22 protein-coding genes and 5 pseudogenes are annotated in these 25,105 nt (G+C 36.1%); 17 read left to right on the forward strand and 10 right to left on the reverse strand.

Translation table 11 applies throughout. The features are described from left to right. Positions 1 to 77: 77 nt before the first annotated feature. A pseudogene (locus ACICQD_RS06450) lies at positions 78 to 663 on the forward strand (DUF6444 domain-containing protein); the annotation flags it as partial. Positions 664 to 670: 7 nt separating this feature from the next. Here ACICQD_RS06450 and ACICQD_RS06455 read toward each other — a convergent pair. Continuing rightward, a pseudogene (locus ACICQD_RS06455) lies at positions 671 to 1,078 on the reverse strand (IS4 family transposase); the annotation flags it as partial. Positions 1,079 to 1,294: 216 nt separating this feature from the next. Between ACICQD_RS06455 and ACICQD_RS06460 the strand changes: the two are divergent. After that, positions 1,295 to 2,234 (forward strand): annotated as a pseudogene (locus ACICQD_RS06460) (IS110 family transposase). A gap of 193 nt (positions 2,235 to 2,427) precedes the next feature. On the opposite strand, the pseudogene ACICQD_RS06465 reads toward ACICQD_RS06460, so the two are convergent. Continuing rightward, positions 2,428 to 3,411: pseudogene (locus ACICQD_RS06465) on the reverse strand (IS4 family transposase); the annotation flags it as partial. 244 nt (positions 3,412 to 3,655) lie between these two features. On the opposite strand from ACICQD_RS06465, the gene ACICQD_RS06470 reads away from it, so the two are divergent. The 6 genes from ACICQD_RS06470 (at position 3,656) to ACICQD_RS06495 (ending at position 7,891) form a co-directional block, all read left to right on the forward strand. Beyond that, complete coding sequence (locus tag ACICQD_RS06470) at positions 3,656 to 4,177, forward strand: transposase (RefSeq protein WP_265023248.1); 522 nt, start codon at positions 3,656 to 3,658, stop codon at positions 4,175 to 4,177. A gap of 19 nt (positions 4,178 to 4,196) precedes the next feature. Beyond that, the gene (locus ACICQD_RS06475) at positions 4,197 to 4,604 is read left to right on the forward strand and encodes a transposase (RefSeq protein ID WP_395461770.1); all 408 of its coding nucleotides are present in this window, start codon (positions 4,197 to 4,199) and stop codon (positions 4,602 to 4,604) included. 7 nt (positions 4,605 to 4,611) lie between these two features. Next, positions 4,612 to 4,950: a hypothetical protein gene (locus ACICQD_RS06480; RefSeq protein ID WP_231115842.1), complete on the forward strand. Its 339-nt coding sequence runs from the start codon at positions 4,612 to 4,614 to the stop codon at positions 4,948 to 4,950. A 12-nt stretch (positions 4,951 to 4,962) separates the two neighbouring features. Next, complete coding sequence (gene rpsO, locus ACICQD_RS06485) at positions 4,963 to 5,235, forward strand: 30S ribosomal protein S15 (RefSeq protein ID WP_006279944.1); 273 nt, start codon at positions 4,963 to 4,965, stop codon at positions 5,233 to 5,235. A gap of 14 nt (positions 5,236 to 5,249) precedes the next feature. After that, the gene (gene pnp, locus ACICQD_RS06490) at positions 5,250 to 7,523 is read left to right on the forward strand and encodes a polyribonucleotide nucleotidyltransferase (RefSeq protein ID WP_095742791.1); all 2,274 of its coding nucleotides are present in this window, start codon (positions 5,250 to 5,252) and stop codon (positions 7,521 to 7,523) included. Between the two features lie 206 nt (positions 7,524 to 7,729). Continuing rightward, entirely contained in the window at positions 7,730 to 7,891 is a 162-nt protein-coding gene (locus ACICQD_RS06495; protein WP_395461836.1) for a hypothetical protein, read from the forward strand. On the opposite strand, the gene ACICQD_RS06500 is transcribed toward ACICQD_RS06495, so the two are convergent. Further along, a protein-coding gene (locus ACICQD_RS06500) for an IS5-like element ISWpi1 family transposase (protein WP_209472412.1) occupies positions 7,871 to 8,703 on the reverse strand; the annotation gives its coding sequence in 2 pieces (ribosomal slippage) (positions 7,871 to 8,334 and positions 8,334 to 8,703; 834 coding nt in all). The two genes, ACICQD_RS06495 and ACICQD_RS06500, sit on opposite strands and share 21 nt — an antisense overlap. Before the next feature lie 95 nt (positions 8,704 to 8,798). On the opposite strand from ACICQD_RS06500, the gene ACICQD_RS06505 reads away from it, so the two are divergent. Both ACICQD_RS06505 and ACICQD_RS06510 read left to right on the forward strand, forming a co-directional pair. Continuing rightward, positions 8,799 to 8,981 carry a hypothetical protein gene (locus tag ACICQD_RS06505; RefSeq protein ID WP_265038401.1) on the forward strand — a complete coding sequence of 61 codons (183 nt, stop codon included), beginning with the start codon at positions 8,799 to 8,801 and terminating at the stop codon, positions 8,979 to 8,981. Positions 8,982 to 9,000: 19 nt separating this feature from the next. Further along, positions 9,001 to 9,393, forward strand: a complete 393-nt coding sequence (locus ACICQD_RS06510; RefSeq protein ID WP_395461771.1) for a transposase — start codon at positions 9,001 to 9,003, stop codon at positions 9,391 to 9,393. A 125-nt stretch (positions 9,394 to 9,518) separates the two neighbouring features. On the opposite strand, the gene ACICQD_RS06515 is transcribed toward ACICQD_RS06510, so the two are convergent. Then, the gene (locus ACICQD_RS06515; RefSeq protein ID WP_264329429.1) at positions 9,519 to 12,317 is read right to left on the reverse strand and encodes a WPE palindromic element domain-containing protein; all 2,799 of its coding nucleotides are present in this window, start codon (positions 12,315 to 12,317) and stop codon (positions 9,519 to 9,521) included. A 99-nt stretch (positions 12,318 to 12,416) separates the two neighbouring features. On the opposite strand from ACICQD_RS06515, the gene ACICQD_RS06520 reads away from it, so the two are divergent. From ACICQD_RS06520 to ACICQD_RS06550, 7 genes are all read left to right on the forward strand, one after another. Further along, the gene (locus tag ACICQD_RS06520) at positions 12,417 to 15,515 is read left to right on the forward strand and encodes an AIR synthase-related protein (RefSeq protein ID WP_395461772.1); all 3,099 of its coding nucleotides are present in this window, start codon (positions 12,417 to 12,419) and stop codon (positions 15,513 to 15,515) included. 95 nt (positions 15,516 to 15,610) lie between these two features. Further along, positions 15,611 to 16,123 (forward strand): hypothetical protein, encoded by a 513-nt coding sequence (locus ACICQD_RS06525; RefSeq protein WP_006279733.1) that lies wholly within the window; start codon positions 15,611 to 15,613, stop codon positions 16,121 to 16,123. A 47-nt stretch (positions 16,124 to 16,170) separates the two neighbouring features. Beyond that, positions 16,171 to 16,332, forward strand: coding sequence for a hypothetical protein (locus ACICQD_RS06530; protein WP_264711432.1), 162 nt, complete (start codon positions 16,171 to 16,173; stop codon positions 16,330 to 16,332). A 425-nt stretch (positions 16,333 to 16,757) separates the two neighbouring features. Beyond that, complete coding sequence (gene uvrA, locus ACICQD_RS06535; RefSeq protein ID WP_395461773.1) at positions 16,758 to 19,553, forward strand: excinuclease ABC subunit UvrA; 2,796 nt, start codon at positions 16,758 to 16,760, stop codon at positions 19,551 to 19,553. A gap of 54 nt (positions 19,554 to 19,607) precedes the next feature. Further along, positions 19,608 to 19,943, forward strand: a complete 336-nt coding sequence (locus ACICQD_RS06540) for a hypothetical protein (RefSeq protein ID WP_264373774.1) — start codon at positions 19,608 to 19,610, stop codon at positions 19,941 to 19,943. Further along, the gene (locus tag ACICQD_RS06545; RefSeq protein WP_244663111.1) at positions 19,944 to 20,210 is read left to right on the forward strand and encodes a hypothetical protein; all 267 of its coding nucleotides are present in this window, start codon (positions 19,944 to 19,946) and stop codon (positions 20,208 to 20,210) included. It abuts the gene before it with no gap. Between the two features lie 121 nt (positions 20,211 to 20,331). Beyond that, positions 20,332 to 21,063 (forward strand): ComF family protein, encoded by a 732-nt coding sequence (locus ACICQD_RS06550; protein WP_264329435.1) that lies wholly within the window; start codon positions 20,332 to 20,334, stop codon positions 21,061 to 21,063. A gap of 36 nt (positions 21,064 to 21,099) precedes the next feature. Here ACICQD_RS06550 and ACICQD_RS06555 read toward each other — a convergent pair whose 3' ends face one another. From ACICQD_RS06555 to metC, 6 genes and pseudogenes are all read right to left on the reverse strand, one after another. Beyond that, complete coding sequence (locus ACICQD_RS06555; RefSeq protein WP_256437791.1) at positions 21,100 to 21,234, reverse strand: hypothetical protein; 135 nt, start codon at positions 21,232 to 21,234, stop codon at positions 21,100 to 21,102. A gap of 7 nt (positions 21,235 to 21,241) precedes the next feature. Next, complete coding sequence (locus tag ACICQD_RS06560) at positions 21,242 to 21,649, reverse strand: transposase (protein ID WP_264329436.1); 408 nt, start codon at positions 21,647 to 21,649, stop codon at positions 21,242 to 21,244. A gap of 19 nt (positions 21,650 to 21,668) precedes the next feature. Further along, positions 21,669 to 21,851, reverse strand: a complete 183-nt coding sequence (locus tag ACICQD_RS06565) for a transposase (RefSeq protein WP_167347183.1) — start codon at positions 21,849 to 21,851, stop codon at positions 21,669 to 21,671. Position 21,852: 1 nt separating this feature from the next. Continuing rightward, on the reverse strand, positions 21,853 to 22,182 hold the full coding sequence (locus tag ACICQD_RS06570) for a transposase (protein ID WP_007548762.1): 330 nt from the start codon (positions 22,180 to 22,182) through the stop codon (positions 21,853 to 21,855). A gap of 165 nt (positions 22,183 to 22,347) precedes the next feature. Then, a complete protein-coding gene (locus ACICQD_RS06575) occupies positions 22,348 to 23,895 on the reverse strand; it encodes a UDP-N-acetylmuramoyl-L-alanyl-D-glutamate--2,6-diaminopimelate ligase (RefSeq protein ID WP_264329829.1) in 1,548 nt (515 codons plus the stop codon). Beyond that, positions 23,870 to 25,103 (reverse strand): annotated as a pseudogene (gene metC / locus ACICQD_RS06580) (cystathionine beta-lyase). Before metC ends, ACICQD_RS06575 begins: the two are co-directional and overlap by 26 nt. Between the last annotated feature and the right edge of the window lie 2 nt (positions 25,104 to 25,105).

Below are 25,105 nucleotides of genomic sequence, written 5' to 3' on the forward strand. Positions count from 1 at the left end.
GTCCGTTCAGGGGAGCGGCAAAATAAGGTAGACAAAGCAAGATAATAAAGATAATCATAGAGCAAAAGTGAGGTAATGTGGTAAACCTTTTAGAACTTTGCAAAAATTTACAGCAAAAAATAGAAAAACTGAAAGCAGAGATAGAAAACTTAAAAGCAGAAAATAAAGCTTTAAAGATAGAGAACGCTGAATTAAAGGAAAGGCTTGGTTTAAACTCGAAAAATTCATCTCTACCGAGCTCTAAAGAATTGTACAAAACAAAAAAGGACAAGCCAAAAAGCGAAAGGAATGTTGGCGATCAGGTTGGGCATAAAGGAAATTTTCATGCCACAATGGAAGCGGATAAAGTAGTAAAAATAGAGTTGCCTAATATTTGCGAATGCGGAGGAGAGCTTGTAATATGCGAAAAACCTTATGTTCACCAAAAAGTTGATCTTCCGGAAATTAGGCCTTATGTAGTAATTGGAACATGGTCGTTGTTGGAGATGCAGAAAAAGAAAAAGTAGCAAGTTACCAGAAGGTGTTACGCCAGATACATTTGGTCCAAGGGTTAAGTCTATAATTGCAGCACTCAGCGGATTTTACAAAAACTCAAAGCGTGAAGTGGCTAGTATCATAAATGACATTTTTAATTTGAACATAAGTGTTGGCAGCATATCAAATCTTACTATTACCCACAAATATGAGGTTCGTGAGCAAGTCGCCATCCTTCTGCTAAATCAAAGAGACGTTTATATCCTTTCCAAAGAGTAATTGGTCCTGGTTTTGGGTCATTTTTTCTTGCTAAATGGCCTCCAAGTTCATGAAACAGCTTCTTTTATGTTGGGAACTACACTTGGACATGGTTTTCTGTGTATTTTAACGTATAAAACTTTCCATTCTTCTTCAGCTAATAAGGTAGTACATGGTAATGTTGGGTTAGCTCTTGCAATTGATGTAATAAAGAAGATCCTCCAAGCAATAATACTCATAACTGTTAGATATCTCATTAGTCTTTCTGCTATTCCAAGCCTACATTCTTCAACTTTGAGACCGGATTTAAAATTTTATGTAATATCTCTATTTTCCATCTAAGGCAATTGTAAGTTAAAAACGTGATATAAAAGAGATAAGAGAGAAAGATAACCCTGCTCACTAGGAATAGCGGGCGTGCGCGACCGAAAGGAAATTGGTATTACAACCGTTGGTATCAAGGTACGCTAGCCCTATCTCTCGATACGTTTGAATAGTTGCTTGGGACATATATATGCACCCGTTTACAATCTTAAATTAACTAAAACTATCGAGGTTTATTATGGTTACATCTTATCAAAATTTTATTGGCATTGACATCGGAAAATTTAAAAATGTCGTTGCAATTCACAAACAGAAGAATGCTGTCGAATTTGATAATAATGCTTCTGGTTGGCAACAATTATTTCAAGAGTTTTCAGATATTCTACCTAATGCTTTAGTGACTTTAGAAAATACAGGGAAATATGAGCTTGGCTTATCACATTTTCTTACCGACAAAAATATTGCCGTGCATCGAGCTAATACTCGTAAAGTAAAAAGCTTTATTTTATCTCACGGAACTTTAGCAAAGTCTAGATGCAAGAGCTCTTGCTCAATATGGATTTGAACGCCATAGAACTATCTCTCTATTTGTACCTACCTCTACAGAACAATCAACTTTGGCTGCACTTTGTCAACGTCGTGATGATATTACGCAAATGAGAACTCAAGAAAAATGCAGACTTGAAGCACCGGAAAATGATCATATAAAAGAAAGCTGTCAAAAGACCATTGAGTTTTTCGATAGTCAAATAAACGAACTCAATGATACTATACAAAAGATTATTGATGAAAGCCGCGAATTACAACAACGCCAAAAAATTCTTAAAACAGTTCCTGGAATAGGTAAAAAGTTATCACAAGATTTTTTGTGTTTAATGCCAGAGCTTGGTTACTTAAATAGAAAAGAAGTAGCAAGTCTTGCCGGAGTTGCACCGCATCCAAAAGAAAGTGGTAAAGCTGTTGGTTACCGAAGGATTACAGGTGGTAGAAGTAACGTTCGTTCAAAGCTCTTTACAGCCGCTATGGCTGCTACAAGGTCAAAATCTATACTTGGCGCCTTTTATTCTAAGCTTGTTGAAAGTGGTAAGAAGAAGATGGTGGCTATAACAGCCCTAATGCGTAAAATTATAGTAATTGCTAATACAAGACTTAAAGAAGCAATTAATTTGCATACTTAAAAATCTTCACAACGGTAACTGAAATTGGCTAATGAATATGTGCGTCCACACAGACTTAAAGCACATATTCATTAGCTTAAGCAGAAATTGCTGTGGTAGCTGTTTGATATAAAATTCTATTTCTATGACAAACGGGTTTTTATTGCCCATATAATTTGCAAAATTACACAAATAAAAAAATTTTTAAAAAACATAGTTGATACCAACTAATTTTTTCAACAGCTTCATCGAAAGTATTAACTGAAAGATTCGTTAATAGCATCCATTCTAGCGGTTTTTTTTTAAGGGAAGGGGAGTTTTCTCAACAACATAAACTGCATAAAGTGGTAATTTAGGTAGTTCTTCCGTCTTATGCCTAATATTATTCTTAGATGGATTCATCATAAACTTTCCAAATCTAACTTCCAAACGTGCTGTTCTTTTTGGCTTATTATCTTTTACAGGAACTTCAACTTCTACCGTACCTGCACAATGAGAGGATTTAATAAATGCCCATAACTTCTGCTCACCTTTTTCAGGATATCGAGATTTTCTATTTACTGCTCTATCTCTGCATGCTCTAACTAGCACTGCCGAATTAAGACTATGTGCAAGCTCAAAAAAGTCATATATATCTGCTTCTCTATCGCATACAGTTATAGTCTCAGTTTGAGTTGGATCAATAATATTATTTGTTTTTCTTAAAGTTTCCAACCACTTTACGCTTTCTTTATCTTCAATGCGATCGCTCTTTTTTTTAAGGTTCTCAGTTTCTTCAGGTCTTGAATAAACTTTTTGATCTAGTATCCCTAGTACCAAACCTTCTATACTAACGGCAAGAGCTGTATGCATTATAATACCTTTTGCAGTATCATAACTGGACAAATTTGCTAATCCGCTTGTTTTTTTATGGTTATTATATACAATGTAACTGGTATCTTGAATGACAAGAACCCTCTTGTGAGCTTTTGTTCTCTCAACCGTCTTATTAATATGTGTAGCTAAAATATCACTTTCTTTTACATTCTCATTTTGAAAAAAACGTTATGCTGTTTTTGCTTCTGACCAACTTTCACATGCTTGATTAATCTAACTTTCAGGTAATTTTGTCAAACATATCAGCAATCTTTACTAATCGCTCAGTTAACCTTTTATCTCCAAATTCATTTTTAGCCCATTCACTACTTTTACTTGCCATTTTACACCCTCAATATTTGCAAACTTTAATATTGTAATATTTTACTTTTTAGTCCATTTATATTTGTGGGTAATAGTAAGGAATGACACCGTCTTGGATGGAAACCAGTGTCAGCTACTTTCATGACACCATCATAAGGTGAAACTGGATCCCAGTGGGCTTTGTTGCATCGCTCAAGTGAAAAGAACTGGCAGTTACTGACAAAATTCATTATAAATAGCCATTTAACTGTTGAAGAAAAAATATGCCACAAAAAATGAGAGTCAGTAACTGCCATGAATATAACAAATTTCTCCAAGAAAGAGGAAGCATTTTTTGTTATATCAATGACGCCATAGAAAATTGGTACGAGAATTGTCCAAAAATGCAGGGCGGCAACTATATTTATAGTGATAAAGTTGTGATTTTGGTGCATATAATCGTCAGTTTCTTTAGAATTGGTTTAAGACAAACAGTCGGGTTTATAAAAGGGTATTTGCAACAAATAGGAAGAGATTTGGCAGTTATCAGCTATTCACAAGCATCAAGAAGGTTTAAGAAACTTAATATTAAGATAAATGATTGCAGAATTGATAAAAATAATATGGAAGATATCGAAATTGCTATAGACAGTACAGGAATTAGTATATACAACAACACTCCTGGTCACAGCAAGGAAAATAGCACTGACAGAAAATATCGTGGCTATGAGCAAACGAGAAAATTGCACGTAATGTTGAATATAAACAACAAAAAAGCCATAGCTGTAAAATACAGTAACGGCTGATCACTATGGAGCTTGTGATTTGCTAAAAGAAGTTGATTTTCAGCATGCCATAAAAGCACTATATGCAGATAGGGCATATGACAGAGAAAAGCTCTATAAGCTGTGTAATCAATATGGTATAAAAACGAAAATTCCTCCGAAAAACAACGCAGCAGAGCATCCAAAGTTAGACTATATGGCTGAGAGAAATTCTGCAGTCAAGCTCATAAAGTCATATGATGAAGATGGTATAAAGAAGTGGAAAAAAGAGATGAGTTATGGAAAAAGATCTTATATAGAAAGTTTTTTCTCGCAACTGAAACAAACATTCGGGTTTAGTTTTAGGAATAAATCTGAGACAAATAGAGAGAAGGAACTACTTGTTAAATGCTATTTGCTCAATAAGTTCACTGATATTGGTATGGCTAAATTTGAGATAGCTTCATAAATTTATTGTGCGTTACCTACTATCCGAAGAGCGATGCAACAAAGCCATCCCAGTGTCAGCTACTTGGATGACAGAGGGGGGTGGGATGACAGAAGATGATGGAGTGACAGGGAGTAATACAAAAAGTTTCGTCATCCCCATTGAATCGGCTTTAAAATCGATGTTCAAAGTTGAAATTTCCCTAGAAGATGCGGGGAAAATCAGAAAAGGTCAGGAAGTTGTATTAAATAACTTGCGTAATTTAAAGAATCATGATATTTGTTGTACGGTGGTGGGTAGTGTACCTATTGCAATCTGCAGTTTTATTTATGGTTGTGTGAAACCTATTCGTGTTTTTAATATTTAAAATGAGGTTTAGATGTCGATAACATCCGAAAAGAAAAAGAGTTTGATAAATATATATGCAATTAAAGAAGATGATACAGGCTCATCTTTTGTACAATGTGCAATTTTGACCGAGAGGATCAGTAACTTAACTGAGCATTTTAAAGTGCACAAGCATGACCATCACTCTAAGCGTGGTTTACTTATATTGATAGGTAGAAGACGCAAGCACTTAAATTATATAAAGCGTAAATTTGGTAATGAAGCCTATCAGGAATTAATAGAGAAGTTAGGCATTAGAAAATAATCGAGGAATTTAATATGTTTAAAATTATAAAAAAATCTATAGAGTGGGGTGGTCGTGCCTTATCTTTAGAAACAGGAAAAATAGCACGCCAAGCTCATGGTTCAGTAGTTGTAAATTACGGTGATACTTCTGTTTTAGTAACTGTTGTACGTAAAAAGAAGGAAGAAAGCGTTGATTTCCTACCTTTAAATGTGCAGTTTATCGCAAAAAGCTATGCCATGGGTAAGATCCCTGGCGGGTTTTTTAAAAGAGAAGGCAAGCCATCTGATAGAGAAACTTTAATCTCAAGAGTAATAGATAGAAGTATAAGACCACTATTCCCAGAAGGATTTCATGATGAAATTAGTGTGGTGTGCAATCTATTAACTTATGATACAGTCAATCCTCCTGAAGTGCCAGCATTGATTGGTGCTGTTGCAGCTCTTGCAATTTCTGGTGTTCCCTTTCACTTTACTATAGCTGGAGTGATGGTTGGTTGTGATGAAAATAATAACTATATACTCAACCCTTCTGTTCAAGAGATGAAAGCAAGCAGCTTGGATCTGTTTTTGTCTGGTGATGAAAATTCAATTTTAATGGTTGAATCAGAAGTGAAAGAGCTCTCTGAAGAAAATGTTTTTAATGCAATAAAATTTGGCCATGAACACCTTAAGCCTGTCATTAAGCTCATAAAAGAGTTTGCTGATACAATTGGCAATAAACCTGAGAGCTTTGCCCCTATTGATGCATCAGATATAACACAAGAGCTCGAAAAATACGGTAAAGATTTTGAAAAAGCATATTCGCAAACAGTAAAACAAGAGCGAGTTCAAGCTCTAGAAGCGATCAGAGAGAATATATTGAATACTCTTAAAGAAACTGGAAAAGACGAAAAGTTAATTACGTATGCAGTAAAAAACTTTGAAAGATCTTTAGTACGTGAAATAATTAGGAAGAAAAGTGTAAGGATAGACGGTCGTAAGCATGATGAGATACGTCAGATAGAAGTTGAAGTTGATATTCTGTCCAAAACTCACGGTTCTGCACTATTTACAAGAGGCAATACTCAGGCACTGGTTGTTACTGCTCTTGGCACCACTCAAGATGAGCAAATTGTGGATGATATTGAAGGGGATAGACGTGAGCATTTCATGTTGCATTATAACTTTCCCTCATTTGCTGTTGGAGAAACTTCTGCTGCGCGTGCACCAGGAAGAAGAGAAATCGGTCATGGCAAACTTGCTTGGAAAGCAATTCATCCTGTTTTACCCGATAAGTCTGAATTTCCTTATACAATAAGAGTAGTGTCCGAAATTTTGGAGTCTGATGGTTCTTCTTCTATGGCAACAGTTTGTGGGACTTCTCTTGCTTTAATGGATACGGGTGTGCCAATAAAGGCCCCTGTTGCTGGAATTGCTATGGGTCTCATCAAAGATAAAGACGAGTATGTAATACTTTCCGATATACTTGGTGATGAAGATTATCTTGGTGATATGGACTTTAAAGTAGCAGGAACTAGTGAAGGGGTTACGGCGCTACAAATGGACATGAAAATTTCTGGTATAAGCTTTGAAATTGTTGAAAAATCTTTAGAACAGGCAAAAGCTGGAAGATTACATATTTTAGAAAAAATGAATGCAGTGATTTCAGAACACAGTGATGATGTCAAAGACCATGCACCAAGGATGTTATCATTTTACATAGATAAAGACAAAATTTCTGCTGCTATAGGTTCTAAGGGGAAAAATATACGCAGTGTGTGTGAAAGAAGTAATGCAAAAATTGAAATAGGAGATGATGGTAAAGTTTCTGTTTTTGCTACGAGTGGCACTGAAGCTGAAATTGCAAAGAGTATGATGATTGATTCAATAACAGAACTAGAACAAGGTTCTATAGTTGATGTCAAGGTTGTAAGAATAGAGAAGTCTATTGTAGAGCTTGAATTTCTTAATGGCAGAAAAGGAAAAATGCACATAAGTGAAGTAGCTAATGAACATATAGATTCTATAGAGAGCGTACTTAAACAAGATGATACTTTCAAAGCACTAGTAATTGATTTCGAAAAAGGTGGGTGTCCAAAGTTGTCAAGACGTCGGGTTGATCAAGAGACGGGAGAGTTTTTTGAAGGTGAGCTTTACAACGAGGAAAGGAAAGATGGTCCAAATGACAGGGATAATTATTACAATAATTCATTTAGTAGAAAACCTGGAGGAAGTCACCATAAGAGGCCTCCTCGTCCTCGTTCTGGTTTCAGCAACAGAAATAGGCCGAAATTTGGTAATAATGATTCATCATCAGGTTTTTATTAAGAGTAAACTTCTTGCGTTACCTCTCGTCATTCCAGTGCTTGACACTGGAATGACACCCTTTCTGGTGAAGGTTGTTCTCAAATCACAATGTTAGTACAATTGTGGTGTTAGCTATAGCTAACCCAAGGTATCCGTTCAGCGGAGTGGTAGAATAAGGTAGACAAAGCAAGATAATAAAGATAATCATAGAGCAAAAGTGAGGTAATGTGGTAAACCTTTTAGAACTTTGCAAAAATTTACAGCAAAAAATAGAAAAACTGGAAGCAGAGATAGAAAACTTAAAAGCAGAAAATAAAGCTTTAAAGATAGAGAACGCTGAATTAGAGGTTGTCCGGAAACTAGTAAATTCAAGCATATTCCCTCTTTAACATAACCCTACTCATAGCTAGGTATATGAAATTCTCAGTGGATGTTGTGAGTAAATCATACTCCTTCGATAGCCTTCTATTCCTATTAACCCAAGCAAAAGTCCTTTCTACAACCCATCTTCTTGGCTGTACTTTAAACCCTTGTTCTCTTGTTGGTAGTAGCTCAGGTGGCGTATCTTTGTGCACCCAAAATCTACATGGAGGCCTTTTAACAATTTCAATATCTATGTCATATTCTTCCTTTATGTGATTCTTTAAATTTCTTCCTTGGTATCCCATGTCAGCCCACATTTTTTTAACTTTAGTATATTTTGTTCTCATATTGTTTAATGCTATTTTAATACCATCTCTATCATTTTCGTTAGCAGCGCCTACGTAACAACCTAGTATAAAACCCTGAGTGTCTGTAATTATATGCCTTTTTCTACCCTTTACTTTTTTACTTCCATCATAGCCTTTGATCCCCCCTTTTCTGTAGTCTTTACAGATTGACTATCTACTATACAGGCACTCGGCTGCTCATTCCTTCCTATTTTTCTTCTACTATATTTTGTAATTTCATAATTCATTTTCTCAAAAATTCCCTGCTTCTTCCATTGCCTGAACTGCTCATACACAGTCTTCCATAGCGGAAAATCATTTGGTAAATACCGCCATTGACACCCTGTACGCAATACATAGAAAATTGCTTCTAATATTTCTTTTTTGCTATACTTTGGCGGCCTTCCTCCTTTCTTGTATGATACTCTGAAGTGTTTTTCTATTCTTGCCCATTCCCTTTCGCTTAGATCTGTTGGATACTTTTTTCTCATCTTTACCCCGTACTAAAATTTCAGATATTATAGCCTTTTACTTGTTTCCGGACAACCTCTTATAGCCTTTTACTTGTTTCCGGACAACCTCTAATATGGAAGATATCGAAATTGCTATAGACAGTACAGGAATTAGTATATACAACAACACTCCTGGTCACAGCAAGGAAAATAGCACTGACAGAAAATATCGTGGCTATGAGCAAACGAGAAAATTGCACGTAATGTTGAATATAAACAACAAAAAAGCCATAGCTGTAAAATACAGTAACGGCTGATCACTATGGAGCTTGTGATTTGCTAAAAGAAGTTGATTTTCAGCATGCCATAAAAGCACTATATGCAGATAGAGCATGTGATAGGCACAAGTTTTATAAGTTGTGTAACGAATATGATATAAAGACAAAAATTCCACCAATAAACAATGCGGCAGAACATCCAGAAATAGATTATATGTCTGACAGGAATGCTGCTATTAGGTTAATAAAATTATACGGTGAAGATGGCATGAAAGAATGGAAAAAAGAAGTAAATTATGGGAAAAGATCTTATATTGAAGGGTTTTTCTCAAGATTAAAGCAAATATTCAGATTTAGTTTTAGGAATAAATCTGAGATAAATCGAGAAAAAGAACTAAATGCTATTTGCTTAATAAATTCACTGATATTGGTATGGCTAAATTTGAGATAGTTACATGAATTTACCATAAATCACCATCTCATAAAGTGTGATGCAACAAAGCCATCCCAGTGTCTGGGCACTGGGATGACACCCTTTTGGATGGAAACCAGTGTCAGGTACTCGGATGACACCATTTACAACCACTCTCCTACCCTTTCTAGCTGTTTATAGCTGTTAAATCTCAGGAATTTATCAAAATATGGAGAGGCAATAAAGGGTGTGGAATTACTTAAATAGTTAGATAAAAAACCAGGCAGATCATTTTTTAATTCTTGCATTTTGTATCTATAATTTTGTATAGAAATAACTTTTATTTTATCATAATCAAGTTTCCAATAAGCAAGTTCTGAGACTTCTCTTTTTGTTATATGTTCTACCGCTAAGGCTTGTAAAATTAATTGCGGAAAAAATCCCGACATTACTTCTTCATTGGAAGGTGGTGTACCAAGCTTATAGTCTATAATTGCCACTTGCCCACTTGGTAGATACTCAACTCTATCACATCTTGCTATCAGTGAAATTTCTTGTGGCTTATTTGTCATCCAAGCAGTTTCATACTGATCACAAGAACCAGTGTCACGCGCTGGAATATGAAATATCGGACAGGAAAAGTTCTTTTCCAACTCAACATAATTGCTTCGAGTTTCATCAAATTCGACAAAAGATTGAATTATCCTTTGCAGTCTTACCCACCACATATTTGAAAAATTAAACTGACTAGTCGAGAATGCTTTTCGTGCAATGCTCATTGGCGATTTTTTGTTGCGTAAATATCTTGCAAGAATGTTGTGTACCATAGTGCCAAATTCCAATATCGATGGCTTGAAATTCAAGTCTCTTAATTGTTTAAGACCCAGTATATATTCAACGTAAAATGAATAAGGATTACGAATTAGCTTTTCTATTGCACTGCAAGACATCACCTGCATTTTTTCTTTTCTAACTTCGGTTTGAGGTTTTGGCATAGGCTGAGTACATGGAACAGTACATTCAGGCGTATTTAATATCCTTAGCCAATCACGATACGGCTGCTTCCCCTCCTTGAGTAGAATTTCCAAACGCTGCAATAGAATTGGCTTTCTATGGCTTAGCGATCTTGTAATATAAACCTTACTTGCACAAAACAAATTGTGTAAAGTATAAAAAAAATACCCCTGCTCTTCTTGCGCAGAAGGAAGATTAAATTTTTCTCTCGTAAGTGCATTCAAAAGCGGACTTTGAAAGCTTGGCGCTTCATTAAATCCAGCAAGTATTACAACTTTGTTGTGATATAAGCTGAATTTATTCAAGTCACTTGCTACAAAGAAAAACTCTTTCTCTAAAAATAAGGTCAGAATTTGGCTATATAACTCTAAGGAGCATTTAATTCCTACACCCTCACATGCATTTGAGAAATTACAGGTAAAATTACCTATTTCACTATTTAGCTCTGAAAAATTTATACCAGATAATATATTAATACACTGCAAATGAGTTGCTACCACATCGAAAATAGAGCAATTTATAGAACGAAGTAAAGGATTAAATATAACCTCTAACTTACTGATAATAAGTAATATATCTTCTTTGTATTTTAGCTTTTTATGGGCATTGATAGCATTTATAATATCGCTCAGACCATTTGTACTAAAGTTGCGTAATATCTCTATTTCAAATTCAGATAAAATCCGAGTGTACTCTTCTTGAGTGTAACCAAAAGTCACTAGCCTATGTTTAAGGAGCGAAAGTAATGACACACTGCTCCAATTTGAGGTCAAAACTTCGATACTATAAAGCAGAAGCGTTATATAAGGGTAATTTTCCGGTATGGCACTGTGTTGCCTTGATAAACATGCTATACGAGCTGCAAGTAATTTATCAAAGACGACCAAAGAAATGTTTTCATAACCTTCATTTTCTATAATTAATGATGTCACTTGTGCTTCTTCCTCTCTGGAATCACAAGTGATGACTTCAATATTGCCAACATGTCCACTACTAACTTTGCTTAGATCGGCAGTTGTATCAAAGACGTAATCTAGATATTCCTCAGGACTTCCTGTTATCCCAGCCCTTTCTTCTGTCATCCAAGTAGCTGACACTGGGATCCAGTTTTCATTATACAGCCACCTGGTGCGCTCATTTAAAGTTAAGTTTTCTGGATCCCAGTGTCTGGGCACTGGAGAACACGCTTCTGGCAGAAAACTAACATCCCTTCTATCCACTTTTAAATAATCGAGCAGATCTTTCAGGCAATATTGATAATGTTTTTTATCAAGCGATTTCCAGTCTTTCTCTTTAATTTTCAAATTCAAGTTAGGCAAAATTATTTTTCCAAATGGCAGATCATATATAGCCCTAATTAACGACTTATCCTTTCCAATTCCAACAAAGATTATATATTGGTCTTTTTGTAAAGAGATTATCATATTGTTTATGTAATCACTCTTATGTTTTAATATATCTACTACTTCTAAATCTTTTAAAGTTTTACTCCAAGTCTCAGTGAGTAAGCTTATGAAATTCTCTATTTTTTTTGAATGTTCATCAAATTGATAACAATCCGTTGTTTGGGTAGATTGAATTTTATCAAGCAGTGATGGCAGGCTATAAGCTAAATCAATTGGAAAATTATCATTATTTTTTCTATTCCACTCCAATATGAATTGAATGAGTAGCAGTGTCCTTTTTGTTGGCTTGATAACTTTAACCCTATCAAGATTTAATATTAAATCTTCCTCATCAATATTCTCTAGCGAAACTATCTCTGGCAAAATTATGCATTTTTTAGCGTTATGATTCTTGAATGCACTCAGCAGCGCTATCACATCCCTCTTGCAAGGAAGTATGATTTTTACTTCAGGAATTTTTTCTCTTTCATATTCAGAAAATATGTGCTGAACCAGCACATCAAAAAGAGATTCATCCACATTAACGGTAAAAACTCTTCCCACTAACAGTAACAATTAATACAATATTTTATTGTATAGAAATTATTCAAAATATAAACGTGCTTGTATGCTATTATATATTAAAATTTTTTATAACATTACATGGCAAACATTAGAATAGAAGTTTTAAATAAATGCGAGCAAATTGGCCGCAGATGGTTAGTCAACGTTTACTCGATTTACATACGCAAAGGATTACCATCCAAATTATATGAAGAAATTTGCGGGCTATTTTATAATAAAGTCATACAAGACTGCCGTTATTATTCCTACAATGAAAACCTTGAAGAAGTTCCGTATGATTTCATAGAACCACAAGCAAAGTGGGGCTTGGAAATAAGCTTCCTACCTGGCATGACCGATAATGTAGGCAACACAGTGAAACAAATTGTTAGAGAGTATTTAATAAGCAAAGGCTATATCGACCAGCCTGTCATCCCAGCCCCTTCTTTTGTCATCCCAGTGCTTGACACTGGGATCCAGAAAGAGAAAACGCAGATTCCAGCGTCACGCGCTGGAATGACACCAATTGAGATCAAAGCAAGAAGTTCAAAATTGATTCTAAGTCAAGGAGATTTACCAACCGAAGATGATATAAAACAAGAGTTCAACCCCATCACTGAGTATTGCACACTTATCTGTAAAGAAAATAATAACTATAGCTGGAAATATTATGGTAAATATAAGTCATTAAATACCCACTCCGGTGTCATTCCAGCACGTGACCAGGAAAAAAAAGAATGGATCCCAGTGTCAAGCACTGGGATGACAGAAAAAAAGGCTGGGATGACAAAAGAGAGCACTGGAGTGATATCAAGTAGTAATGGGGCTAAATCTGTTGATTTAAATGTAAGTGACCAAGAACTTGAGAAAATCAGCAGAGATGGAATCGATGGTAATGGCACTTTAGGGCTCTCGCTGGCAGCAATGAAAGCTATAAAGGATTACTTTAAAAAACTTGGTAGAAATCCATATGATATTGAACTTGAGTCTCTGGCACAGACTTGGTCTGAACATTGTAAACACAATATTTTTTGCTCCCCTATTGATGAAATAAAAGACGGTCTATATGCTCATTATATTAAGCGTGCAACGCGTGAGATAAATTCTGACATATGCGTGTCAGTTTTCTCCGACAACGCAGGAGGAATAATTTTTGATGACGATTACTTGATTGTAGATAAAGTTGAAACTCACAATAGCCCTTCAGCTCTTGATCCATTTGGTGGAGCAATGACCGGAGTGCTTGGAGTTAATCGCGATATAGTGGGTTTCGGGAAAGGCGCAGAGCCTATAATGAATACCTATTACTTTTGCTTTGCCAAAGAAGCAAAAGGCAAATTTTATAGGGATAAAGAGCGCACTGATGAGATCTTACCGCCAAAATATATAATGAAAGAAGTGATTCACGGTGTTAATGTTGCTGGTAATTGCTCTGGTATTCCAACACAACTTGGATCGGTATATTTCGACGATAGATTTTGTGGCAAGCCGTTAGTTTTTGTTGGCAGTGTCGGAATTATTCCGCGCAACATAAATAACGCACCTTCACACATCAAAGGGCCTAAAAACAGCGATAAAATCGTAATTATTGGCGGAAGAGTTGGAAGAGACGGAATTCACGGTGCAACGTTTTCTTCAGAGGCTTTGTCGGGAAACAGCCCTTCAACGATTGTGCAAATTGGTGACCCTATAACACAAAAAAAACTATCCAATGCCGTCATAAAAGCAAGAGATCTTGGTCTTTATAATGCAATAACGGACAATGGAGCAGGTGGGCTGTCGTCGTCTATTGGTGAAATGGGAAAAGACGGATTTGAAGTTGATTTGAGCAAGGTTCTCCTTAAAAACGATGGTATGGCTCCGTGGGAAATATGGATATCAGAATCACAAGAGAGAATGACCTTAGCAGTGCCAGAAGAAAATCTCCCTATGTTTAAGCAAATCATGAAAAAACATGATGTGGAGGTTTGTGTGATTGGAGAGTTTAATGAGAGTGGTAAAGCCGTTGTTAAATGTCCTAAAGGGACAGTAATAATGGATATCGGAACTGAATTTCTGCATGATGGTAATCCTAAAATGCATTTACAGACAAAGCCGTGGTCTAAGGGGCTTCCAGCGCCACGCGCTGGAATGACAACAAGTTCGCCTTCTTTAGAAATTGAATTAAAAGAAATGTTAAGCAGACCAAACATTTGCAGTAAAGAGTTCATAGTGGTGCAATATGATCATGAGGTTCAAGGATCGTCAGTGTTAAAACCACTGCAAGGCAAGGGAAGAATGTGCAGCGAAGCTATTGTCTCAAGGCCTGTTCTTTCTTCAAATAAAGGTGTTGTAAAATCGCAAGGATTTGGCTCAAGTTATGGAGAAATTGACACCTACCACATGGCAGCATGTGCAATTGACACCGCGATACGCAACTATGTAGCCGCAGGAGGAAATATAAATCATCTAGCGTTGCTCGACAATTTTTGCTGGTGTGATGCTTATAATCCAGAAAGGTTGTGGCAACTAAAGAAAGCTGCAGAGGCTTGTTACGACTTCGCAACTGCATTTAAAACACCATTCATATCCGGAAAAGACAGTATGTTCAATGACTTCAAGGGATATGATGAAAATGGCGAGAAAGTGATAATCTCTGCACCACCTTCATTACTCATCTCAGCAATTGGAATTATAGAAAATATTGAAAATGCGGTATCGCTTGATGTAAAAATGCCAGGGGACTTGATATATGTGCTTGGAGAAACACTTGATGAACTTGGTAGATCTGAATATCAGTTATATAGTGGAATAGGTAATAACAACGTACCAAAAGTTGATGCAAAGAGCGCTAGGAAGTTGTATGAGCGTTACAACCAGGCAATAAAAGATGGCATAATTGCCTCTGCAATTGCACCAAACTTAGGCGGATTAGTTATTGCTCTGGCAAAATCGCTAATTGCAGGAGACCTTGGTGCTGAAATCGATCTTTCACTAGTGCCAATAGGAAAAATACAAAATACAGACATAATAAACAAGATAATAATGTTTTCTGAATCGCAAAGTAGAATTTTGGTTACTATTGCACCACAAAATCAGAAGAGGTTTGAAGAATTGTTTGAAGGTGCAGTTTATTCATGTATTGGCAAAGTAACAGAGAAAAAGGTGCTAAACATAAAGGATGTTTTAAAAGTAGATCTGAAAGATGTGGCATGCTAATGTAAAATATTTTTCTTATTATGCTAAATAACTCTTTTACTATATGTAATGTTTATTTAGAATGAATGTATGTTATTAATTTTGGGTAGGTAATTATGTCTATTTTATCGATACTCCTGTTTATCAGTCTTTCTTTACTCAACACTTCAAATAAATTGATGATATGTGCTGCCTTATTTGTGGGAGCTGCTTTAGTTGTAAATTCAATGGTTGAATTTTATGGCAGAAGCAAAGCTACGTACAACTTAATAGTGTGTACAGCGCTATGTTGTGTTTTTAAATGGCAAAGTTTTAATTTGATGATATTGATTTCATATACTGCAATTTTAGTATCTCTTCTCTCAAGCATAATTATTTTTGAAAAATTGAAGTCCAAGTTGAATTTTCATATGGCAAATTTCATTACTTTAATTATAGCATCAGTGGTTGATAGTGCCGTTGTATGTGTTGGATTACTATACAAATTTTCTGCAGGTAAATGCTTATCAATATACATTAGAGATTTAATTTTTAAGTTTTCTTATGTGTCAGTATTGAGCATCTGCTTGTTTGTAGGAATGTATTTATTTTGCTTGGCGAACAAGAAGTATTTTAAGATTTCCACATAACCTGTTTTCTGATATAGCTAAACTGACTTTGGGTCCTGGGGGTGTATTTGGTGGTCCTAATACGTAACAACAGTTTAGAATTTATAGGTAGCCTAAACCCACAACTGTACAAACACTATGATTTTAGCCTATCAGGGGGGTGTCATTCCAGTGCCCAGACACTGGAATCCAGAAAAAAGAATGGTGTCATCCCAGTGCTTGACACATAGCTGTACGAACATTCATTTTTGAAGGTAAATTGCACAGCAAATGGTGTCATTCCAGTCTGGAATCCAGAAATTTTGCTTATAACTGAGCTGATGAGCTAAAGGTAGTTGTCTTACGCTAAAACAAACGTTTTTAATTAAGTTGCATAGAACCAGTGTCTGGGCACTGGCCCACTGGTGGGAATTGCTCCTAAACTACAACGTTCGTACAGCTATGTGCTTGACACTGGGATGACATCATAGGGGCACTGGCCTACTTAACCGTCATACCGTCGCGGTATCTCAGCCGCTAACAAGTAGCGGAATGACGATTTATCAAACGCTGCTTAATTTTCCGTAACAGTTGAAAAAATCAATAGAAAATCAATATATCACTATAAATTCACGTATTTTGAGGCTATAATGGTTAATACGCTATATGGTATAATATGGACGATTTTATCAGAGTTAAGGGCGCAAGGGAACATAATCTGCAAGGTGTAGACGTCAATATACCGAAAAATAAGCTAGTTGTTATAACTGGGCTAAGTGGTTCTGGCAAGTCTAGCCTTGCATTTGATACGATTTATGCAGAAGGCCAACGCCGGTACGTTGAAAGCCTGTCAGCTTACGCGCGTCAATTTCTCAACATTCAGGATAAACCAGATGTTGAGTCGATTACAGGTCTCTCTCCTGCAATATCTATCAACCAGAAATCGATCTCAAAAAATCCAAGGTCAACAGTTGGAACTGTTACCGAAATTTACGATTACTTGCGCTTAGTATATGCACGAATAGGAGTTCCTTATTCACCTGCAACTGGATTACCAATAACAAAACAAACGGTGTCTCAAATTGTAGATACTATAATTGCGTTACCTTTAGAAACTAAGATATATATACTTGCCCCTGTTGTGCGTGGTAGAAAGGGAGAACATCTTAAAGAGATATTGGAAATTAAAAGACAAGGTTACGTAAGGTTCAAAATAGATGGTGAAGTGTACAATGTAGATGACTTGCCTAAACTCGATAAGAACAAGAAACACGACATTTTTGTGGTTGCAGATAGAATATCAATATTGGGCGATATAGGAAATCGACTGCCAAGTAGTATAGAATCCGCACTAAAACTTGGTAATGGTCTAATGTATGTAGAAATAGTAAACCTACCTGACAACCATAATTCCGAGTATAAAAATGGTCAAATTCTGACTTTTTCAGAGAATTTTGCATGCCCCGAGTCTGGTTTCACTCTTGAGGAAATAGAACCAAGATTATTTTCTTTTAACAGCCCTTACGGTGCATGTGGTTCGTGTAATGGGCTTGGTAAAAAGCTGGCTATTGATGTGAAGCTGATAGTGCCAGATGAAACTCTTTCAATATCTGAAGGCGCTTTAAAGCCAGTGGGATCAATGTTCCGTCAAGTGCACACAGGTTATGGATTTTTAAAAAGTGCAATTCTATCACTGGCTGAAAATTGTAAATTTAGCCTTGATGTTCCGTGGAAGAACATAGATCAAGAAGTAAAAGATATGATACTCTTTGGCTTCGGTAAATTTCAAGGTTTGGTCAGTATCTTAGAAAACCAGATGGATTATGATGAAACGCTTGTTGAGCGATATTGCTCTGTTACTCACTGCAGAGAATGCACTGGCTATAGATTGAGAAAAGAAGCGCTTACAGTAAAAATTGATAGCAAACATATAGGTGAAATATCAGGGCTTAGTATCGATGAATCCCTTAAGTGGTTTGAAAATTTGCCAGACAAGCTCACAGAACAACAGAAGCAAATCTCAAATAAAATACTAAGTGAAATAATCAAGAGGCTAACATTTTTAAAGAATGTAGGGTTGAATTACCTAACGCTTGATCGAGAATCTAGCACTCTCTCTGGCGGCGAGAGTCAGAGGATCAGACTTGCTTCGCAAATTGGCTCAGGATTAACGGGGGTTTTATATGTTCTTGATGAACCCTCGATTGGCCTTCATCAATGTGATAATGATCGGTTAATTGCCACACTAAAAAACTTAAGAGACATGGGTAACACTGTAATCGTTGTTGAGCATGATGAAGATACAATAATGGCTGCTGATTATGCGATTGATATTGGTCCTGGAGCTGGCGTAAATGGTGGAAAAGTTGTTGCAGAAGGAACACCAGACCAGGTGCAAAGAAATTCGGGGAGCATAACAGGGCAATATTTGAGTGGAGAGAAAAAAATTTTAATTCCAAGGAGAAGAAAGCAAGCAACTCAGTTCATAAAAGTAATAAATGCATGTGAAAATAACTTAAAAAATGTGAACGTTAAATTTCCTATAGGGAATCTTATTTGTGTTACTGGAATATCAGGAGGGGGAAAATCAAGTTTAGTCATAGAAACGTTATATAAATATTCAGCACATAAGATACATCATTCGTCTGCAAGGTATGGTCAGTGTGATAGAATAGAAGGCCTTGAATATATAGATAAAGTTATAGAAGTTGATCAGTCGCCAATTGGTAGAACTCCTGCGTCAAATCCAGCAACATATGTTGGTATGTTCACTCATATAAGAAATTGGTTTGCAGGTCTTTCGGAGTCAAAAGCAAGGGGATATAATATAGGCCGGTTTTCATTTAATACCAGAGGGGGAAGGTGTGAGGCTTGTAAAGGTGATGGGCACTTAAAGATAGAGATGCATTTTCTACCGGACGTTTATGTGAAGTGTGAGCAATGTAAAGGGCGAAGGTATAATCGGGAAACATTGGAAGTTACTTATAAAGAAAAATCAATCTCTGATGTCCTTGATATGACGATAGATCAAGCTTGTGATTTTTTTGAAAACCTTCCAATGGTAAAAGAAAAGTTGATTTCTTTGCAGGAAGTGGGGCTTGGCTATATAAAACTCGGACAGTCGTCAACAACGTTGTCTGGGGGTGAAGCACAACGAATAAAGCTGTCCAAAGAGCTATCAAAACGATTTACCGGAAGAACATTGTATATTCTTGATGAGCCAACAACTGGATTACACTTTGAAGATATAAATAACTTACTAAAAATACTCCATAGATTAGTCAATCTGGGAAACACTGTTATAGTTATCGAGCACAATTTGCACGTTATAAAAACTGCAGATTATATAATAGACATCGGACCAGAGGGAGGAATAAAAGGCGGAGAAGTGATTGCTACTGGAACTCCAGAAGAAGTGGTAAAAATTCCAGAAAGTGTTACAGGCAGGTATCTTAAAACGTATTTATTATAAACTATTTCTTAATTATATTAGGCTAGGTTGCATATTTATGATTTGGAGATAAGAATGTCAGTATATCGATACTTTAGAAGGTACGTTGAATATGGAGTTGTACCTGCTAAGAAAGCAGAAGATAACACACTAGTTCCAGAAAATAGTTTCTATAAATCTGTACGTTACGTTGATAATGTGCTAGGACCTGTGAAAGACGTAATTTGTGGAGTTGAGAGTAAAGACAATTATAACAAGTATTATCAAGATAATGATAAATGTGAATACGTGGGCCACAGAGCAGAGGGAGTGTATTCATTGTGTACACTGGGTGCTGTTTTAGCAGCCAACATAATATTGCAACCTTTATTTTTGATAGTGGCATGTTTGTCATACTTTCCAGTCAAGTGATTGTCAAAAATAACAGGGGACTATTGTTTAAAAGCAAGTACAAAGTCATTAGTTGATCATTCAAATGCATTTTTAAGTGCTGGGCAAGATTGTGCTAATGCAGTAGCTAGAGTATTTAACAAGATTGTAAGTTATGCTTGTGCTGCTATCGTTTGGGCTGCCGCGTCAATCATAACGCCACTTGTGTGGGCTTGTGACAAAGTGCAAAGTAAGTTGAGTGAAATACAGGAACCAGAAAAATATCAGCGTTTATCTACTGAGTTATAAGTTCTGCTTTTTCAGCAGTGGCTTAGTTTGAACTATATTGAGATGAAATAAAAAGTGAAAGAGTGTAAGCACAAGTTACTTTAGCTATACTATATAAATTTTATAATATATTTAATGAATTGTGAACCTTCTCTTACTAAACAAAGCTACAAATCTCATATTTCCAAACGTATGCGTAAGTTGCGAGTGTATCATTGATGAAAATCTTAATCTGTGTAGTGAATGTAACAAAAAAATCAATTTTCTAACTAAGCATTACTGCAATGTTTGTGGCGTAGTAATCTTAGACAATATTTATACGTGTGGTAAGTGCATCATCAATCCTCCACCGTTTAAAGTATTAAGATCAGTTTTTGCTTATGATCAACATAGTAGAAACATGATTATAAATTTCAAATTTTTTGATAATTTGAATTACGTAAAAATCTATGCAAAGTGGATACACCAAGCTAATCAGGATACATTTCAGAACGCAGAGATCATAATCCCTATACCGTTACATAAAATGCGCTTGTTTAAACGTAAATATAATCAAGCAGCACTGCTTGCAAAAGAATTGAGTAAGTTGTCCAATTTATCCTATACGCCATTTGCAATAAAACGCCTTCGCCATACTGCGCCTCAAGCTGGTCTTTCACTTAAACAGCGTGAAAAAAATTTAAAGAAGGCTTTTAAAACAAGCAACAAGAAAATTATCGAAAATAAAATCGTGATATTAGTTGATGATGTGGTAACAACCGGAGCAACTGTAAGATCTTGCTCTCAGGAAATTTTAAACTCCGGTGCAAAAGAAGTGAGAGTGCTATCACTTGCAAGAACGGTGAATGATTGGACCTCTTGCATAAAAAATTAGCAGTCAGTATCATCCAAGTAGCTTGACTACTTGGATCTATTTTTTTCTAGATTCCAGCGCCAGCGTCACGCACATAGCTGTACGAACATTGTTTGCCAAGGAGGGTGTCATCCCAGTGCTTGACACTGGGATGGCTTTGTTGCATCGCTCTTCGGATAGTAGGTAACGCACAATAAATTTATGAAGCTATCTCAAATTTAGCCATACCAATATCAGTGAACTTATTGAGCAAATAGCATTTAACAAGTAGTTCCTTCTCTCTATTTGTCTCAGATTTATTCCTAAAACTAAACCCGAATGTTTGTTTCAGTCGCGAGAAAAAACTTTCTATATAAGATCTTTTTCCATAACTCATCTCTTTTTTCCACTTCTTTATACTATCTTCATCATATGACTTTATGAGCTTGACTGCAGAATTTCTCTCAGCCATATAGTCTAACTTTGGATGCTCTGCTGCGTTGTTTTTCGGAGGAATTTTCGTTTTTATACCATATTGATTACACAGCTTATAGAGCTTTTCTCTGTCATATGCCCTATCTGCATATAGTACTTTTATGACATACTGAAAATCGACTTCTTTTAGCAAATCACAAGCTCCATAGTGATCAGCCGTTACTGTATTTTACAGCTATGGCTTTTTTGCTGTTTGTATTCAACATTACATGCAATTTTCTTGTCTGTTCATAGCTGCGATACTTTCTATCTTCGCTATTTTCTTTGCTATGACCAGGAGTGTTGTTGTATATACTAATTCCTGTACTGTCTATAGCAATTTCGATATCTTCCATATTATTTTCTGCAATCATTGATCTTAATATTGAGTTTCTTAAACCTTCTTGATGATTGTGAATAGCTGATAACTTGCAAATTTTTCCCAATTTGCTCAAGGTATCCTGCTATAAACCCAACTGTTTGCCTCAGGCCTATTCTAAATAAACAAGTTATTATGTGCACCAAAATTACAACTTTATCGCTATAAATATTGTTGCCACCTGGTATTTTTGGACCATTCTCGTACCACTTTTCTATGGCTTCGTTGATATAATGAAAAATATTTCCTCTTTTTTCTAGAAATTTGTTATATTCGCTATGGTTACTGACCCTCATTTTTTGTGGCATATTTTTTCTTTCAAGGTTAAATGGCTATTTTATAATGAATTTTGTCAGTAGCCACCAGATTTTTTCAGTTGCTATGCAACAAAGCCATCCCAGTGTCAAGCACTGGGATGACATCACTTTTGCTTCAATATTCGCACATTAGCGGAGGTAAGCCCATTGCGAAAATCAGTATGTTAAGGCATGATTTTTAATAACCTCAACATCGCTAAATTCAAAAGTTTGGTTGCCTATAATTTGAAATTTCTCATTTCCCTTTCCTGCAACTAGCAGAATCATACCCTCGTTATAGGCAATATCTACGCCTTTCTCTATAGCTTCTCTCCTACCTCCTATCTCCAGTGCATCAGGGCAATGTAGCAAAATATCGTGGCGAATTTTTGCCGGATCTTCATCACGCGAATTATCATCTGTAATTATTACTTTATCTGCATACATTTGTGCTATTTTGCCCATTTCTGAACGTTTCGTCTGATCGCGATTTCCACCGCATCCAAAAACTAGAATTATTTTTTTGTTGATATGCCATTTTAAAGACAATAGGGCTTGTTTAAGCGCACTTGGAGTATGAGCGTAATCCACGAATGCAAAAGGTTTCACTTTTTCCATTCTTCCTGGTGGAGAAACGAGTTTTTCTACGCATATTTCTCTGTAATTTAATCCAGATATACCAATTGCACATAGCAGATTATATGCTTGAAATTTTCCTAAAACTGGGAAAAATGTATTGTAAATTTGGTTATCAATTTTTACTGTAAGATGTTGACCATTAGGGGTTGATGTTTGCTCTAATAAAGTAATATCAGAGCCTTTTTTTCCATAAGTCACAACTTTATTACTGCGTTTTTCAGCTATTTTAAGCAATGCGCCGTATTCATCTATATCCGCATTTAAAATCGCTGTTTTTCCTTCTGGTAATACTTCGTAAAATAACCTTTTTTTAGTTTCTAAATATCCACCAAGACTTTTATGGTAATCTAAATGATCTTGCGAGAAATTAGTAAAAGCTGCAGCACTCAACTTTAATCCATGGATTCTGTATTGATCAATCCCATGACTTGATGATTCCAACACTAAGTGTTCTACACTTATACCACGCAATGTTGCGTAAAGGTCTTCTGCACCTGGAGTGGTAAGGCTGTTGCTATTACCTTTTCTGCCATTATTGATGCATGTTCCAAGTGTTCCAATAGACGCAGCATTATAGCCAGAGTTTTGCCAGATCTGGCGGCAAAATTCTACTACTGAAGTTTTACCATTTGTACCAGTTACAGCAGCAACATATTTGGGCTGTTTGAATTGATAAAACCTGCTGACTATTTCGCTGTATATTTCTTGAGGGTTTGGGTGTTCAAGCACTGCAAAGCTCGAAGTATCTGTCATTCCAGTGCGTGACACTGGAATCCAGTTTTTATTATACAATTGCCTAGTGTGCTCATTTGCAATTAAATTTTCTGGATCCAAGTAGTCAAGCACTGGGATGACATCTTTCTTGGCCCCTTGTATCACAACGTCTACACAGTTGTGTACGTAACACTGTGATTCAGTAGGAAGGATATGGATTCCAGTATCGCATGTTGCGTATTCTTTACTCCTTTCTGACACACAAACAAAAAGATAACCTTCCTTGACTCTCTTGGGATTACATGTAACGCCCTTGATTTCAATATCAAAGTTAACATCAATAATGTTATGCAGTAATTCTCTCAGTTTCATCTGCCAGCTTTGATATTCAAACATGGCAGTCTTGCTAGTGCAGCATTTAAATCAGAGATCAAATCCTCAGAATCTTCTAGTCCACAAAATATCCGCATGAAACTTCCACCATAATCTGAATTCATTACAGATCTTGACATAGATCTACGATCTATTGGTAATATCAAACTGTCGCACCCTCCCCAAGAAGCACCAATACTAAAAATTTTCATATGATCAACCATGCAGCTTAGTTCTTCACATGAATATTCTCTATCCAGTATTATACTGAATACGCTACTTGCTCCTTTGAAGTAACTTTTCCATAATTCGTGTTGAGGATGGGAGGGAAGTGCTGGGTACAAAACTTTTTTGATTTTTAAATGTTTTTCTAGCCACTTTGCCACTTCCATTGCTGTATTTTGGTGCCTTTTTATACGTGTGTGCAGTGTTCTTAGTCCCCTATGTGCAAGGTAGCAGTCGTGCGATTGAATGGTTACTCCATAATTTTTATAGCTCTCATAAAGCAATTTAAAAGTTTCACCTTCAGCAACCATAGCTCCCATCACTAAATCTGAGTGACCGGCTAGATACTTTGTCACCGCATATAGTGCAACATCAACTCCATAATCAAGCGGCTTAAATAACAAAGGAGTGGCCCATGAATTGTCACAAACGGTCACAATTTTATGTTCCTTAGCAACTTTTACTATATGCTCTATATTTGAAATCTCAAACGTTACAGAACCAGGAGTCTCGATCATTATCAATGAAGTATTACTCTGAATTAAATCAGTTATATCCTGTGTTGGATCATAAAAAGTTACTTCTGTTCCTCTTTTTGGTAGCTCATTTTCTGCAAACCTCCTAAGCCTATAATAACTATTATCTTGAATTAAAACGTGCGAGCCTGCTTTAGCGAAAGTTAGAATAGCAAAAGTAAGTGCAAATAGTCCGGAAGGATAAATAAGCGCTTGTCCACTCCCTTCAATTTCAGCCAGTGCATTTGAAAGATAATGAACAGTAGGAGTACCAACATTACTGTAGCTATAATCCCTTGCAACACCATCATTGATTACATCGTATATACTTTCTCCATTTGCTGCATTTAAGTAGTCCTTGTAAGTAGGGAATAATATGGTAGAAGAATGATAAACTGGCGGGTTCATGGAACCTTTATAGTCATTAAATTTTCTTCCTGCTTTAACTAATATAGACTCTTCCTTCACAT

This window comes from Wolbachia endosymbiont (group A) of Therophilus tumidulus (genome assembly GCF_964277345.1).
GTDB classification, from domain to species: domain Bacteria; phylum Pseudomonadota; class Alphaproteobacteria; order Rickettsiales; family Anaplasmataceae; genus Wolbachia; species Wolbachia pipientis.